14 protein-coding genes are annotated in these 15458 nt (G+C 67.6%); 5 read left to right on the top strand and 9 right to left on the bottom strand.

Going from position 1 to position 15458, the window contains the following annotated elements; all coding sequences use genetic code 11:
* Positions 1 to 119: 119 nt before the first annotated feature.
* The 4 genes from AC1DSO_RS01540 to AC1DSO_RS01525 all read left to right on the top strand — a co-directional run bounded on the left by AC1DSO_RS01540 (position 120) and on the right by AC1DSO_RS01525 (position 4778).
* Positions 120 to 797 carry a DUF484 family protein gene (locus tag AC1DSO_RS01540; protein ID WP_477067148.1) on the top strand — a complete coding sequence of 226 codons (678 nt, stop codon included), beginning with the start codon at positions 120 to 122 and terminating at the stop codon, positions 795 to 797.
* Entirely contained in the window at positions 794 to 1723 is a 930-nt protein-coding gene (locus AC1DSO_RS01535) for a tyrosine recombinase XerC (protein ID WP_477067147.1), read from the top strand. The genes AC1DSO_RS01540 and AC1DSO_RS01535 overlap by 4 nt, the downstream gene beginning before the upstream one ends.
* A 146-nt stretch (positions 1724 to 1869) precedes the next feature.
* Positions 1870 to 3882 carry a methyl-accepting chemotaxis protein gene (locus tag AC1DSO_RS01530; RefSeq protein WP_477067146.1) on the top strand — a complete coding sequence of 671 codons (2013 nt, stop codon included), beginning with the start codon at positions 1870 to 1872 and terminating at the stop codon, positions 3880 to 3882.
* Between the two features lie 323 nt (positions 3883 to 4205).
* Positions 4206 to 4778, top strand: coding sequence for an alpha-ketoglutarate-dependent dioxygenase AlkB (locus tag AC1DSO_RS01525; protein ID WP_477067145.1), 573 nt, complete (start codon positions 4206 to 4208; stop codon positions 4776 to 4778).
* Here the strand turns inward: AC1DSO_RS01525 and AC1DSO_RS01520 are convergent.
* Together AC1DSO_RS01520 and lpdA are read right to left on the bottom strand one after the other, a co-directional pair.
* The gene (locus tag AC1DSO_RS01520) at positions 4775 to 5170 is read right to left on the bottom strand and encodes a hypothetical protein (RefSeq protein WP_477067144.1); all 396 of its coding nucleotides are present in this window, start codon (positions 5168 to 5170) and stop codon (positions 4775 to 4777) included. The genes AC1DSO_RS01525 and AC1DSO_RS01520 overlap by 4 nt on opposite strands.
* Before the next feature lie 88 nt (positions 5171 to 5258).
* Complete coding sequence (gene lpdA, locus AC1DSO_RS01515; RefSeq protein WP_477067143.1) at positions 5259 to 6659, bottom strand: dihydrolipoyl dehydrogenase; 1401 nt, start codon at positions 6657 to 6659, stop codon at positions 5259 to 5261.
* A 263-nt stretch (positions 6660 to 6922) separates the two neighbouring features.
* Between lpdA and AC1DSO_RS01510 the strand changes: the two genes are divergently transcribed.
* Entirely contained in the window at positions 6923 to 7606 is a 684-nt protein-coding gene (locus AC1DSO_RS01510; protein WP_477067142.1) for an AcvB/VirJ family lysyl-phosphatidylglycerol hydrolase, read from the top strand.
* Here the strand turns inward: AC1DSO_RS01510 and AC1DSO_RS01505 are convergent.
* The 7 genes from AC1DSO_RS01505 to sucC all read right to left on the bottom strand — a co-directional run bounded on the left by AC1DSO_RS01505 (position 7603) and on the right by sucC (position 15286).
* On the bottom strand, positions 7603 to 8010 hold the full coding sequence (locus tag AC1DSO_RS01505) for a PIN domain-containing protein (RefSeq protein ID WP_477067141.1): 408 nt from the start codon (positions 8008 to 8010) through the stop codon (positions 7603 to 7605). The genes AC1DSO_RS01510 and AC1DSO_RS01505 overlap by 4 nt on opposite strands.
* Positions 8010 to 8276 (bottom strand): antitoxin, encoded by a 267-nt coding sequence (locus tag AC1DSO_RS01500; RefSeq protein ID WP_477067140.1) that lies wholly within the window; start codon positions 8274 to 8276, stop codon positions 8010 to 8012. Before AC1DSO_RS01500 ends, AC1DSO_RS01505 begins: the two co-directional genes overlap by 1 nt.
* A 60-nt stretch (positions 8277 to 8336) precedes the next feature.
* Positions 8337 to 8684, bottom strand: a complete 348-nt coding sequence (locus AC1DSO_RS01495) for a DUF3088 family protein (protein WP_477067139.1) — start codon at positions 8682 to 8684, stop codon at positions 8337 to 8339.
* 97 nt (positions 8685 to 8781) lie between these two features.
* Complete coding sequence (gene odhB, locus AC1DSO_RS01490) at positions 8782 to 10002, bottom strand: 2-oxoglutarate dehydrogenase complex dihydrolipoyllysine-residue succinyltransferase (RefSeq protein ID WP_477067138.1); 1221 nt, start codon at positions 10000 to 10002, stop codon at positions 8782 to 8784.
* Positions 10003 to 10062: 60 nt separating this feature from the next.
* Complete coding sequence (locus tag AC1DSO_RS01485; protein WP_477067137.1) at positions 10063 to 13026, bottom strand: 2-oxoglutarate dehydrogenase E1 component; 2964 nt, start codon at positions 13024 to 13026, stop codon at positions 10063 to 10065.
* A gap of 175 nt (positions 13027 to 13201) precedes the next feature.
* Complete coding sequence (gene sucD, locus AC1DSO_RS01480; protein WP_047406411.1) at positions 13202 to 14086, bottom strand: succinate--CoA ligase subunit alpha; 885 nt, start codon at positions 14084 to 14086, stop codon at positions 13202 to 13204.
* Positions 14087 to 15286 (bottom strand): ADP-forming succinate--CoA ligase subunit beta, encoded by a 1200-nt coding sequence (sucC, locus tag AC1DSO_RS01475; RefSeq protein ID WP_477067136.1) that lies wholly within the window; start codon positions 15284 to 15286, stop codon positions 14087 to 14089.
* Positions 15287 to 15458 lie beyond the last annotated feature (172 nt).

Here is a 15458-nt window from a genome sequence, read left to right as displayed (position 1 = left end):
ATGCTTCTGCCGCGAAACCGCCCCCAGGTCGAGAGCACCGGCCGTGAACGTCATCAAGCGGGTGTTAACCGTCTTGCCGCTTCTCTAGGTCCAGAGTTTGTAACCGGTGGGGACGACGAATGAGCGACGCGACGCGAGCGACCAAGAAGGCCGTCGACCCGGAGAGCGTCCGCGACTTCCTCCGCACCGAGCCGGAGTTCCTGCGCCACGACGAGGACCTGCTGGGCGAGCTGGGCCTGAAGGTCGCCGCCGGCAATGTCGTCGACTTCGGTCCCGTCGCCCTGGCCAAGGCCGCCGCCGCCCACAAGCGCGAGGCCAGCGTCCGCCAGGCGATCGAGGCCAATGCCCGCGCCAACTTCTCGGCCCAGGCCCAGACCCACGCCGCGGTGATCGACATGCTCGACGCCCGCAACCATTCGGACCTGGCCCGCCGCGTCGACGAAATGGCGATGAAGCGCTTCGGCCTGGCCGCCGGGGTGATGGCGCTGGAAGGTCCCAGCCGGGTCCCGGCGGGCTGGCGCGCCCTGGCCGAGGGTCAGGTCGACATGCTGCTGGGCGACGCGCCCATCGCCCGCCTCGGCTTCTTCGCCCCGGCCCTGCACTTGTTCGACGAGCGGATGAACGTCATCCGCAGCATGGCCCTGGTCCGTATGGCCGTCTGGGAGCCGCGTCGTGAAGCGCTGATCGCCTTCGGCTCCAAGGACCCGGAAGGCTTCACGCCGGACATGGGCGCCGAACTGGTCAACTTCCTGGCCCGCGTGGTCGAGCGCACGGCCGAACGCTGGCCGGTGCTATGACCGCCAGCGTCGGGAGCGCCCGCCAGGCCTACACGGCCTGGCTGGACTACCTGACGCTGGAGCGCCGGGCCTCGCCCCGCACGGTGCGGGCCTATGGCGACAACGTCTTGGCCTATCTGAACTTCCTTGAACGCCACAACGCAGAGACGCCGAGTCTGGCCGCCATGGGCCAGGTCTCGGCCGCCGATCTACGCGGCTACCTGGCCTTTCGCCGGCAGGGCGAGAACGCCCTGGCGCCGCGCTCGATCTCCCAGGCGCTGTCGTCGATCCGCGCCTTCCATCGCTATCTCGACCAGCGCCATGGCGTGGCCAACGCCGCCGTCGAGCTGGTGCGCGGCCCGCGTCTGAAGATCGGCCTGCCGCGCCCCGTCTCCGAGGACCAGGCCCGCGACCTGATCGCCGAGGCGGCCGACGACCTCGAGCGCGACCCGTGGGAAACCGCCCGTGACGAGGCGGTGCTGACCCTGCTGTGGGGCTGCGGCCTGCGGATCTCCGAGGCGCTGTCGCTCACCTGGTCCGACGCGCCGCTGGGCGCTTCGCTGCGCATCACCGGCAAGGGCGGCAAGACCCGCATCACGCCAGTGTTGGACGCGGTGCGCGAGGCGGTCGACGTCTATGTGAACGAGCTGCCGTTCGTGCTGGGTCCCGACGAGCCCCTGTTTCGCGCCAAGCGCGGCGGGCCCCTGTCGCCTCGGCACGTCCAGGCCCTGGTCCAGACCCTGCGCGGGCGCCTGGGCCTTTCCGACCGGGTGACGCCACACGCCTTCCGCCACGCCTTCGCCACCCACCTGTTGGGGGCCGGCGCCGACCTGCGGGCGATCCAGGACTTGCTGGGCCACGCCTCGCTGTCGACCACCCAGCGCTACACCCAGGTCGACGCCGCCGGCCTGCTGGCCGCCTACCAGGCCGCCCATCCGAAGGCCTGACATGCGGCCGCCAGCTGCGGCTGAACGTCGCGAAACAGCGTTATAAGCTCGGCATTAACCGCGATTTTACGGCGCGAGCCCCCTCCTGATCTCGAAACCGCGCGCTTTTCGCCGACCGCGAGACGCGCCGCTCAACGAGGCCTCCGATGAAGTTCGACGACCTGAAGATCTCCACAAAGGTGGCGCTGCCGGCCATCATCCTGACGCTGATCGCCTTGGTGATCGTCGGTCTGGGGGCCTTCGAGTCGCGAAAGATCGAGGCCAATACGAAGGTTCTCGTCGAGCAGCGCGCGCCGGCCGAGCTGGAGATCGCCCGCTTCAATCGCCGCGTCTCGAGCATCGGCTATGCGACCTATCGCACCCTTTCGTACGATGGCGCCTCGCCAGAGGCCAAGCAGGCCAGCGAGGACCTGGACGCGGCCTACAAGGGCGCCAAGACAGGCCTGGAAAGGGTCAAGGCCGCCGACCTGGCGACCGCCAAGCAAATGACGGTGTTCGGGGCTCGCCTCGACAAGCTCTACGCCGCGGCCCGCAACGGCGCGGACATGGGGCTGCAGAACATGAACGACGCGGCCAAGATGATGATGGTCGGCATCGATCCGGACATCAGCAAGCTGACCGATGACATCGCCGCCTACAACGACGCCCACGTCGCCGAGACGAAGAGGATGGCGGACGAGGCTTCCAAGGAAGCCGCCGCCGGCACCGTGTTCTCGATCCTGTTCGGCCTGATCGCCGCCGGCGGCGCGCTGGTGCTGGCCCTGTGGATCGGCTCCAAGAAGATCGCCGCGCCCCTGGTCGCCACCGCCAAGACCATGGAAGTCCTCGCTCAGGGCTCGATCGACGTCGAGGTCCGGGGCGCCGAGCGCAAGGACGAGGTCGGCGCCATGGCCCGTTCGGTCCAGGTGTTCAAGGATAACGCCGTGGCCCTGCGCACCGCCGAAGCCGCCCAGCAGCGCGCCACCGCCGAGACCGAGGCCGAGCGCCGCCGCAACCAGGAGATCGCCGCGGCCTCCGCCAAGGAGCAGGCCTTTGTCATGGAAGCCATCGCCGGCGGCCTGACGCGTCTGTCGGACGGCGACCTGACCTACCGCCTTGAGCAGGATTTCCCCGAGGCCTACCAGCGCCTGCGCATGGACTTCAACGGCGCCATCGCCCAGCTGGAAGAGGCGATGAGCACCATCGTCCACGCCGCCAACGGCATCGGCGCCGGCTCGGACGAGATCGCCTCGGCCGCCGACGACCTGTCGCGCCGCAGCGAGCAGCAGGCCGCCAGCCTGGAAGAAACCGCCGCCGCCCTGGACGAGATCACCGCCACGGTGAAGCGTTCGTCGGCCGGCGCCCTGGAAGCCGCGAAGGTGGTGGGTTCGACCCGCACCGACGCCGAACGCTCCAGCGTCGTGGTCCGCAACGCCGTCGAAGCCATGAACCAGATCGAGAAGTCGTCGCAGTCGATCAGCCAGATCATCGGCGTCATCGACGAGATCGCCTTCCAGACCAACCTCTTGGCCCTGAATGCCGGCGTCGAAGCCGCGCGGGCTGGCGACGCTGGCCGCGGCTTCGCGGTTGTCGCCCAGGAAGTCCGGGCCCTGGCCCAGCGCTCGGCCGACGCGGCCAAGGAAATCAAGACCCTGATCTCGACGTCCAGCCAACAGGTCAACCAAGGCGTCAGCATGGTCGGCCAGACGGGCGAGGCCCTGCAGGCCATCGTCGGCAAGGTCGGCGAGATCGACGCCCTGGTCGGCGAGATCGCCGCCTCGGGCCAGGAGCAGGCCACCGGCCTCAACCAGGTCAACGCCGCCGTCAACCAGATGGACCAGACCGTCCAGCAGAACGCCGCCATGGTCGAGCAGTCGACCGCCGCCTCCCACGCCCTCAAGGGCGAGGCCAGCAATCTGATGCAGATGATTTCGCGCTTCCAGGTGAGCGGCCGTTCGGCCAACACGGCCGCCTCGACTCGCACGGCGCGCCGTCCGGCCGCCCCGGCCCCGTCGCGTCCGGCCGCTCCGGCGCCCAGCCGAGGCCCGTCTCTGGCCAGTTCGACCAGCCGTCCGGGCGCCAACCCGGTCGCCGCCGTCCAGGCCAAGCTGGCCAGCTTCGCCCAGAGCGCCCGTGGCGGCTCCGCCCAGCCCGTCAGCGAAGACTGGGAAGAGTTCTGATCCCTCAAGTTCAGTAAGCGTAAGCCCCGTCCGCCGACGGGGTCCTCCCCTCGAAGCGAATGGCCCCGCCCCCCTCAGGCGGGGTCATTTTCTTTTTTGGCCGGAACCGAGAGCGCCGCGGCGACGCTCCATTTGGTAGATCACCAACGGATCCTCGCCGTGCCACGCCTCGCCAAAGCCCTCGCCGCTCCTTCGCGTTCAGCGCTTTCCTTCGGCTCGACGGTCGTGGACTGGCTGACCCTGGGCGTGTTGGGCGCAGCGACCGTGGCGCTGGCGATCTCGTCCCGCCGCGCCAAGACTCCCAAGGCGCGATGATCGGCGTCATGCCGCTCCAACCCGACCTGTTCGCCCGGCCGCCGCCGCCCGACCTGCCGGAAGGCCTACGCTACCGGCCCGACTTGATCACGCCCGAGGAGGAACGCGACCTCGCGGCTCGCTTCGAGACCCTGCCGTTCAAGCCGTTCGAGTTCCACGGCTATACCGGCCATCGCCAGGTGGTGTCGTTCGGCTGGCGCTACGATTTCGGCCGCCGCAGCCTGGATCCAACGACGCCGATCCCGGATTTCCTGCTCCCGTTGCGAACCAAGGTCGCCGCCTTCGCGGACCAGGCGCCGGAGGCCTTCGAGCAGGTTCTCGTATCGCTATACGAACCCGGCGCCGTCATCGGCTGGCATCGCGACCGGCCGGAGTTCGACGAAGTCGCCGGGGTGTCGCTGCTGACGCCGTGTCGGTTCCGTCTGCGACACAAGGTGTCCGGCGGCTGGGAGCGCCGTGCCTTCGAGGCCGCGCCACGCTCGGCCTACCTACTGTCGGGAGCCGCGCGGACGGACTGGGAGCACAGCATTCCGCCGCTGGAGACGCGGCGCTATTCGGTGACGTTCAGGACCCGGGCCTAGGGGGCCGGTGTCTGGGCGATCATCACGGCCACCGGGCAGCCGTCGACCAGACGCGCCACGGCCCGTTCGCCATGCGCCTTGGGCATCTTCGACAGCGGCTGAACCTGCAGCGCCTCGGGATGGCCGGCATGCTCCAGCCCATTGTTCCTGCAACCCGGCGCCTGCGGACCGCGCACGAAGCCCAGCGGCGGCGCGGGCTTGAAGGCCCGTCGAGACCACGAGAGCGCTCGGGCTTCCTTGACGGTCGCCGGCTTGGCCGCGTGAGGGACCACGATGAGCTCCCCGACCGGCTGGGTCCTGGCGGAGGGGCGCTGCCCGTTCAGGTAGCCCGTCAGGCCGATCTCGGGAGCGGCCTGCAAAGCGGCGGCGAAGGTCAGGGCGGACAAAAGCATGGCGGGGCTCCAGGGGAACCCCGCCACTCTACGTTCGATTGACCAATACGGTCATCAACTATCGTAAAGGCCTGTTACGCCTGCCCAGTTAGGCCTGCATCGTCCAGCCTTCGACGCCCATCGCCGCCTGGCGGAAGGCTTCCGAGCGGGTCGGATGCGGGTGGCAGGTGCGGGCCACGTCTTCCGAGGCGCCGCCGAACTCCATGGCCACGCAGATCTCGGCGATCATGTCGCCGACGTTCGGGCCCACGGCGTGGGCGCCCAGGATGCGGTCGGTCTTGGCGTCGGCCAGAACCTTCACGAAGCCGTCGGTCTCGTGGTTGATCTTGGCGCGGCTGTTGGCCAGGAACGGGAACTTGCCGACCTTGTAAGCGATGCCCGCGGCCTTCAGGTCCTCCTCGGTCTTACCGACCGTGGCGACTTCCGGCTTGGTGTAGATGACGCCCGGGATGATGTCGTAGTTCACGTGGCCGGCCTTGCCCGCGATCATCTCGATGCAGGCCACGGCCTCGTCCTCGGCCTTGTGGGCCAGCATGGGCCCCGAGGTCACGTCCCCAATGACCCAAATCCCGTCGACGCCGGTCTTGTAGTGGTTATTGGCGATGACGCCGCGCTTGTCCGGCGTGATGCCGACGCTCTCCAGGCCCAGGCCCTGGGTGAACGGACGACGGCCGATGGCGACCAGCACGTAGTCGGCCTCGATCGTCACGGCCGCGCCGCCGGCGACTGGCTCGTGGGTCAGCTTGACGCCCTTGGCCGAAGCCTCGGCGCCGGTGACCTTGGCCCCCAGCTGGAACTTGAAGCCCTGCTTGGTCAGGATCTTCTGGAAGGCGTTGGCCACTTCCAGGTCGGTGCCCGGCAGGATGCGGTCCAGGAACTCGACGACGGTGACTTCCGCGCCAAGGCGCTTCCAGACCGAGCCGAGCTCCAGGCCGATGACGCCGGCGCCGACCACGACCAGGCTCTTGGGCACTTCCGGCAGCGACAGGGCGCCGGTCGAGTCGATGATGCGCTTGTCGTCGATCGTCACGCCCGGCAGCGGGGTCGGCTCCGAACCGGTGGCGATGACGATGTTCTTGGTCTCGAGGATGGTTTCCGAACCGTCCTCGGCCTTCACGACCACCTTGCCGGGTCCGTCGATGCGGCCCCAGCCCTTCACGTAGTCGACCTTGTTCTTCTTCATCAGGAACTCGACGCCCTTGGTCAGGGCTTCGACGCTCTCGCTCTTCTGGGCCATCATCTGCACGAGGTTCAGCTTCGGCTTGACCTCGATGCCCAGCTTGGCGAACTCGCCGCCGGCCGCGGCTTCGTAATATTCCGAGGCGTGCAGCAGGGCCTTCGACGGCATGCAGCCGACGTTCAGGCAGGTGCCGCCCAGCTTGCCGCGGCCTTCGACGATGGCGGTCTTCAGACCCAGCTGGCCGGCGCGGATAGCCGCGTTGTAGCCACCAGGACCGCCACCGATGATGACGACGTCGTACTGAGCCATGGGTCTTCGCCTTCAGGACGCGCCGGGAGCGGCGCCGGACAAAATATGGGGCCTCGCCGGCCACATTGTCAGACCTCTGGAGGCGCGTGTTCCTTAGAGGCAAGCGGCCCAAAACGAAACCCGCTTTCGACGTCCAGACCTTGAAAATCAAGGAGAATGGACGGCTCGCATCAGCGAAGCGCCCCGCCGTTCCCGCGAGCTTGGCCACAGAGCGAACACCGTGACGCCTGGAGAGCGCCACGGACCGGTGGCGTCATGTCGCCATGAACCCGCGCCTCCGCCTCGCGACCGCCTTCGCCGCCCTGGTCCTGACCGCCGGCGCGCCGCTGCCCGCGCCGGCCAGCATCAGCCAGATCCCGATCGCCAGCGGCAAGGCCGGCGACACCTTGGCGGTGCTCTATTCGGGCGATGGCGGCTGGGGCGCCCTGGACGAAAAGCTGGCCCGCCACTTGGCCGACAACGGCGTGCCGACGGTGGGCGTCAACTCCCTGACCTACTTCCGCACCCGGCGCTCGCCCGCCGGCGCGGCCGAGGATCTGGCGAGCGCCCTACGCGCCTACGAGGGCCTCTGGGGCCGCAAGACCGTGGTGCTGATCGGCTATTCGTTCGGCGCCGACGCCCTGCCGGCGATCCTGCCACGGCTGCCGGCCGACCTTCGCGCCCAGGTCAGTCATGTCGTGCTGATCGGGACCGGCCCGCACGGCGACCTGCAGTTCCACCCGGCCAGCTGGCTGAACCTGGCGACGCGCGACTCCTTCCCCGTGCGGCCCGCGATCGACGCGCTGAAGGACGTGAAGATCACCTGCATCTATGGCGACCAGGAACGGGCGGACATCTGCCCCACCCTGCCCGACGCCGAGGTCGCCAAGATCCGGCTGCCCGGCGGCCACCACTTCAACGGCGACTACGCCGCCCTGGGCGACGCGGTGTTGCGGGCCAGCCGCTAGGCGGACCAATCCTCGAGGTCGAGGCCTTCGATCCGGGCAAACTCCCTGGTATTCGATGTCACGAGCGTCCAGCCACGATTGATGGCTTGGCCTGCGATAAACGAGTCGGCCAGACCGATCGTCTCGCCTTTCCGCTTGAGGCTTGCGCGGATGTGCGCGGCGGCGGCGGCGTCGTCCGACGCCCAATCCACCAAACGAAACAGCGCACACATGGCCAGCACGCGTTCAGCCTGGAATTCCGGCCGCGCGCTCGCTTGGGCCCCAAACATCAGTTCATGGAAGACGACGGCGCTGAGGTACAGGACTTCGCCGCCGTCGGCGAGATCTTGGAGGCGGTCACGCAGACCCTCGCCGCGCCCACGGAGCATGTCCACAAGGACGCAAGTGTCGAACGCCAGCACCATCAATCGAGGTCGATCGCCCCGCGCTCAGAGGCCGGCTGCTCGCGCTCGGGAAAGGGTTCGTCCGTGATCGTATCCAGACGGGCCCAGAACGCCTGCCATTCTTCCTTGTTCTTGGGACGAGACGGTAGAGGCTCCAGGATCACCTTGTCGCCATCGCGGCGGATGACGACCTCCGAACCTTCCAGGTGAAAAGCCTCGGGCAGGCTGACGGCCTGACTGCCGTCATGCATGAACAGCTTGGCTCGCGCGATCTCGAACTTGCCCATCGGAACGCCTCGTATCCTCGGACGCCAAGATACAGCATCCGCGTCCCGGCTCAATCGCGCTCAGGACAGCGGCGCCGCCAATCCGTATCTGGCCGCCAACCACCGCGTGATCGGGCGGGCGTCGCTCAGGAAAGATAGGCCATTGGCGGACTGGATCTCGCCATGCGGACCAGGGTCCAAGGCGGGCTCCGTCAGGATCAGGGTCGGGGCGTTCTGGTGCTCTTCGCCGAGGCGTTCGACCAGGGCCGCACGCGGACGGGCGTAGTCGACGCGGACGATGTCGAGGGCCTCGCGCAACTGCGGATAGGCGGCCAGGTAGCCTTCCATCATCGCGCAATCCGGGCAGAAGCGCTGCTGGCCGTCCTTCTCGAAGCCCATCGGCAGCAGATAGAGCGTGTCCTTGGCCATCGTGCGGACTCCCGAAACGAAAACGGCCCCGACGCATAGCGCACGGGGCCGTCGAAGCGAAGAAGCCCGCCGGGGTCGGGCGGGCTTCTCGTAGGTCTTAGAGGTCCAGCAGCAGGCGCTGCGGGTCTTCCAGGGCTTCCTTGACCTTGACCAGGAAGGTCACGGCGCCGGCGCCGTCGACCACGCGGTGGTCGTAGGACAGCGCCAGGTACATCATCGGCCGGATCTCGATCTTGCCGGCCACGACCATCGGACGTTCCTTGATGGCGTGCATGCCCAGGATGCCCGACTGCGGCGCGTTCAGGATCGGCGTCGACATCAGCGAGCCGTAGATGCCGCCGTTGGTGATCGTGAAGGTGCCGCCTTGCATGTCCTCGATCGACAGCTGGCCGTCGCGAGCCTTCTTGCCCAGGGCGCCGATGGCCTTTTCGATCTCGGCCAGGTTCAGGGTGTCGGCGTCACGGACGACCGGAACCACCAGACCCTTGTCGGTGCCGACGGCGACGCCGATGTCGTAGTGGTTCTTGTAGACGATGTCCGTGCCGTCGATCTCGGCGTTGACGTCCGGCACCGACTTCAGGGCGGCGACCACGGCCTTGGTGAAGAAGGACATGAAGCCCAGCTTCACGCCGTGGCGCTTTTCGAAGATGTCCTTGTACTGGCCGCGCAGGGCCATCACCGCGGTCATGTCGACCTCGTTGAAGGTCGTCAGCATGGCGGCGGTGTTCTGGGCTTCCTTCAGGCGGCGGGCGATCGTCTGACGCAGACGCGTCATCTTCACGCGTTCCTCGCGCTCGTGCAGGGCGCGCGGCGCGGCCGGAGCGGCGGCCGGAGCCGGGGCCGAAGCGCGAGCCTCCAGGGCAGCGAGAGCGTCGCCCTTGGTCACACGGCCGTCCTTGCCGGTGCCCGCGACCTTCGACAGGTCAAGGCCCGTCTCGGCGGCGATGCGGGCCGGAGCCGGGCTGACCGGCGCGGCGGCGGCCGGAGCCGCAGCGGCGGGGGCCGGAGCCGGGGTCGGCGCGGGAGCCGGAGCCGGAGCGGCGGCCTTCGGAGCGGCGGCGGCCGGAGCGGCCGAGGCGGTCGCGCCCTCGCTGACCACGCCCAGGATCGTGCCCGGAACGACGGTCGCGCCTTCCTCGGCGCCGATCGCCGACAGGACGCCGTCGGCCGGCGACGCGACCTCCAGGCTGACCTTGTCGGTTTCCAGCTCRACGAGGATCTCGTCTTTCTTCACGGCCTCCCCGGCCTTTTTGGTCCAGCGAGCGACCGTCGCTTCCGTGACGGATTCGCCGAGGGCGGGGGTCATGATGTCGGCCATGGGGCTTTCCGAGTCTTTCTTGCTTGGTCCGGCGGGTTTTCTAGTCTTACGGGGCGACGCTTACGCGAAAGCCTCGTTGAGGAAGGTCTCGAGTTCTTTCAGGTGGCGGCTCATCAGGCCCGCGGCCGTGGAGGCCGAGGCGGGACGGCCCACATAGCGGGCGCGCTTGGCCTTGATGTCCAGCTTGTCGAGCGTCAGCTCCAGCCACGGATCGACGAAGGTCCAGCCGCCCATGTTCTTGGGCTCTTCCTGACACCAGACCAGGTCGGCGTTCTTGAAGCGGCCCAGCACCTGCATCAGCGACTTCATCGGCCATGGATAGAATTGCTCCAGGCGCAGCAGGTAGACGTCGTCGCGGCCGGTCTTGGCGCGCTGGTCGACCAGGTCGAAATAGACCTTGCCCGAGCAGACGACGACCCGCTTGATCTGATCGTCGCTCTTCAGCGTGATCCCGCCGACGTCGCAGCCGGCTTCGGCGCCGTCCACCATCACGCGGTGGAAGGTCGAACCTTCGGTGAAGTCGGCCAGGTTCGAGACGGCGCGCTTGTGGCGCAGCAGGCTCTTGGGCGTCATCACGATCAGCGGCTTGCGGAACTCGCGCTTCATCTGACGACGCAGCGCGTGGAAGTAGTTGGCCGGGGTCGTGCAGTTGATGACCTGCATGTTGTCTTCGGCGCACGACTGCAGGAAGCGCTCCAGGCGGGCCGAGCTGTGCTCGGGGCCCTGGCCCTCGTAGCCGTGCGGCAGCAGCATCACGAGGCCGCTCATCCGCAGCCACTTGCGCTCGCCCGAGCTGATGAACTGGTCGATCACCACCTGGGCGCCGTTCACGAAGTCGCCGAACTGGCCTTCCCACAGGGTCAGGGTGTTCGGGTCGGCCAGCGAGAAGCCGTACTCGAAGCCCAGCACCGCCTCTTCCGACAGGGCCGAGTCGATGACCTCGTAGTGGGCCTGGCCGCTGCGGATGTTGTTCAGCGGCGTGTAGTGCTCCTCGGTCGTCTGGTCGACGACGTCGGAGTGGCGCTGGGTGAAGGTGCCGCGCACCGAGTCCTGGCCCGACAGGCGGACCGGGAAACCCTCGTCGAGCAGGGTGCCGAAGGCCAGGTGTTCGGCCGTGCCCCAGTCGATGCCCTCGCCCTTCTCGATCGCCTCGCGGCGATTGTCGATCGCGCGCTTGACGGTCTTGTGGGCGTTGATGCGGTCCGGAACGCTGGTGATCTGGCGGCCGATTTCCAGCAGGCGGGTCCCGGGGAAGTCGGTCTTGCCGCGACGGTCCTCGTCGACCGGCAGGGCCAGACCCGCCCACTTGCCATCCAGCCAGTCGGCCTTGTTGGCCTTGTAGCTCTTGCCGGCGTCGAATTCCTTGTCGAGGAAGGTCTCGAATTCGGTGACCCAGCCGTCCGACTCCGTCTGGCTGATCACGCCCTCGGCGATCAGACGGTTGGCGTAGAGTTCGCGCGTCGGGGGGTGACCCTTGATCTTCGCGTACATCAGCGGCGACGTCATGGTCGGGTCGTCGCCTTCGTTGTGACCGAAGCGACGGTAGCAGAACATGTCGATGACCACGTCCTTGCCGAACATCTGGCGATACTCGGTCGAGACCTTGGCGGCGAAGACCACGGCCTCAGGATCGTCGCCGTTCACGTGGAAGATCGGGGCCTCGACCATCAGGGCGACGTCCGAGGGATACGGCGAGCTGCGCGAATAGCGCGGGCTGGTCGTGAAGCCGATCTGGTTGTTGACGATGAAGTGGATGGTGCCGCCCGTGCGATAGCCCTTCAGGCCCGACAGGGTGAAGCACTCGGCCACCACGCCCTGGCCGGCGAAGGCGGCGTCGCCGTGCAGCAGCAGCGGCAGAACGTGGCCGCGGCCGGCGTCGGGCTGTTCGCGCAGGGCGAAGGCCTGCTTGGCGCGGGCCTTGCCGATCACGACCGGGTTGACGATTTCCAGGTGCGACGGGTTGGCCGTCAGCGACAGGTGGACCTTGTTGTCATCGAACTCGCGGTCCGACGAGGCGCCCATGTGGTACTTCACGTCGCCCGAGCCCTCGACGTCCGAGGGGACCGACGAACCGCCTTGGAACTCGTGGAAGATCACGTGGTAGGGCTTGCCCATCACGGCGGCCAGCACGTTCAGGCGGCCGCGGTGGGGCATGCCCAGGACGATGTCCTTCACGCCCAGCGCGCCGCCGCGCTTGATGATCTGCTCCATGGCCGGGACCAGGGCTTCGCCGCCGTCGAGGCCGAAGCGCTTGGTGCCGGGGAAGCGCTTGTGCAGGAAGCGCTCGAAGCCCTCGGCCTCGATCAGCTTCTTCAGGATGGCGACCTTGCCCTCCTTCGAGAAACTGATTTCCTTGTCGCGGCCCTCGATGCGCTCCTGCAGCCAGGCCTTCTCGTTCGGGTCGGAGATGTGCATGTACTGCACGCCGACATTGCCGCAGTAGGTGCGGCGGACGATCGACAGGATCTCGCGGATCGAGGCGGTCTCGAGGCCCAGCACGAAGTCGAGGAAGATCGGACGGTCGTAGTCGGCGTCCGAGAAGCCGTAGGTGGCCGGATCCAGTTCCGGGGCGGGCTTCGGCGGCTCCAGGCCCAGCGGGTCGAGATTGGCGGCGAGGTGGCCGCGCATCCGGTAGGCCCGGATCATCATGATGGCGCGCAGGCTGTCCAGCGTGGCGGCGCGGACGGCTTCGGCCGACGAGCCGGGAGCCTTGCCCTCGATCGCCTTGGCGACCTTGGCCTCGACGGCCGGGGCGACGCTGGCCCACTGGCCGTCCAGGGCCGACAGCCAGTCGGGACGGACGCTGGGCACCTTCTTGGGCGTCCAGGCCGGATCTTGAGCGGCGCGCTTAACGTTGTCGGCCTGCTCCTGCAGGCTGGCGAAGAAGGCATTCCACGAGGGTTCGACCGAGCCGGGGTTCTCCGCCCATTGGGCGTAGAGGTCTTCCACGAACGCCGCATTGGCGCCGTAGAGGAACGAGGTCTCGGTCAAGACCTGATTGATGATGCCTGCGTCGTCCGCCATCGTTCTTCGCCTTAGATCCGCTTTGTCTACGGGACCGGTACCGGAAGCCCGTAAATATAGTCTCTCAATCACCCCGGCGCCCGTCGCTTGACGGGGCCCAGGTGATTTTTTCGGATCGTCGACTGGCGGTCGCAAAAAACCTGGGCCCCGCGCGGGGCGGGGTTTCGGTGTCTAGTTAGCCTTTCAGGACCTCAAGCAGGGTTTCACCCAGCTTGGCCGGCGACGGCGAAACGCGGATGCCCGCGTCTTCCATCGCCGCGATCTTGTCCTCGGCGCCGCCCTTGCCGCCCGACACGATCGCGCCGGCGTGGCCCATGTGACGGCCCGGAGGCGCCGTACGACCGGCGATGAAGCCGACCATGGGCTTGCTGCGGCCGCGCTTGGCTTCGTCCTTGATGAACTGAGCGGCTTCTTCTTCGGCCGCGCCGCCGATCTCACCGATCATGACGATCGACTTGGTGGCTTCGTCGGCCAGGAACAGTTCCAGGATGTCGATGAACTCGGTGCCCTTGACCGGGTCGCCGCCGATGCCGACGGCCGTGGTCTGGCCGAGGCCGGCATTGGTGGTCTGGAAGACCGCTTCGTAGGTCAGGGTGCCCGAACGCGACACGACGCCGACCGAGCCCGCCGAGAAGATCGAGCCCGGCATGATGCCGATCTTGCACTGGTTGGGCGTCAGGACGCCCGGGCAGTTCGGGCCGATCAGGCGCGACTTGCTGCCTTGCAGGGCCTTCTTGACCTTGACCATGTCCAGCACCGGGATGCCTTCGGTGATGCAGATGATCAGCGGGATCTCGGCGTCGATGGCTTCCAGGATCGAGTCGGCCGCGAAGGGCGGCGGGACATAGATCACCGAGGCGTCGGCGCCGGTGCGGTCCTTGGCTTCGGCGACGGTGTCGAACACCGGCAGGCCGATATGGGTCTGGCCGCCCTTACCGGGCGTGACGCCGCCGACCATCTTGGTGCCGTAGGCGATGGCTTGTTCGGAGTGGAACGTGCCTTGGGCGCCGGTGATGCCCTGGCAGATGACCTTGGTGTGGGAACCGATCAGAACCGACATTTAGCGGGCGCCCTTCACAGCGGCGACGATCTTCTCGGCGCCGTCAGACAGATCGTTGGCGGCGATGACGTTCAGGCCGCTTTCCGAGATGATTTTCTTGCCGAGTTCGACGTTGGTGCCTTCCAGGCGAACGACCAGCGGGACCTGCAGGCCCACTTCCTTCACGGCGGCGATGACGCCTTCCGCGATGATGTCGCAGCGCATGATGCCGCCGAAGATGTTGACCAGGATGCCCTTCACGGCCGGATCGGCGGTGATGATCTTGAAGGCCGCGGTGACCTTCTCCTTCGAGGCGCCGCCGCCGACATCCAGGAAGTTGGCCGGCTCGGCGCCGTACAGCTTGATGATGTCCATGGTGGCCATGGCCAGGCCCGCGCCATTGACCATGCAGCCGATTTCGCCGTCGAGGGCGATGTAGGCCAGGTCGTACTTGCTGGCTTCGATTTCCTTGGGGTCTTCTTCGCTCTCGTCGCGCAGCGCCTTGATGTCGGCGTGGCGGAACAGCGAGTTGCCGTCGAACGACAGCTTGGCGTCCAGCACCTTCAGGTGATCATCCGCCGTCACGATCAGCGGGTTGATCTCCAGCATGGCCATGTCCTTGGCCATGAACGCCGTATACAGCTGGTTCAGCAGCGAGCCGGCTTCCTTGGCCAGGGCGCCGGTCAGGCCCAGGGCCTTGGCCAGGGCGCGGGTATGGGTCGGCCACACGCCGGTCGCCGGGTCGATGGTGAAGGTGTGGATCTTCTCGGGCGTCGAGTGGGCGACGTCCTCGATGTCCATGCCGCCTTCGGTCGAGGCGACCACCGAGACCTTGCTCGAGGCGCGGTCGACCAGCAGCGACAGGTAGAATTCCTTGGCGATCGCCGCGCCTTCTTCGATGTAGAGGCGGTTGACCTGCTTGCCCTTGGGGCCGGTCTGGTGGGTCACCAGCACGCGGCCGAGCATTTCCTCGGCGTTGAGGCGGACCTCTTCGACCGACTTGACGACGCGGACGCCGCCCTTGGCGTCGGGGCCCAGGCCCTCGAACTTGCCCTTGCCACGGCCACCGGCGTGGATCTGGCTCTTCACGACGAAGACCGACGTACCGAGCTTTTCGGCGGCGGCGGCGGCTTCGTCGGGCGTGAAGGCGGCGAAGCCGCGCGGCACGGGAGCGCCGAACTCGGCGAGTACGGCTTTGGCTTGATGTTCGTGGATGTTCATGAGGGCCCGGTCTCGACGACGGCTTTCTGAAATGTGGCCGGGTTATAGGAGCGGTATTTCGCAGGCGCAACCGCGTGAGGGCGATAAGGTGAAGGCTTGCGCGCTTATCTTGTCGGGTAGGACGCCCTCGCCACGGGTTCGGGCGCCTCTGCAAAGGGAAACCCTTGACCCT

The organism is Caulobacter sp. P4_E5 (genome assembly GCF_056401555.1).
This window is presented reverse-complemented; position numbering and strand designations above follow the sequence as displayed.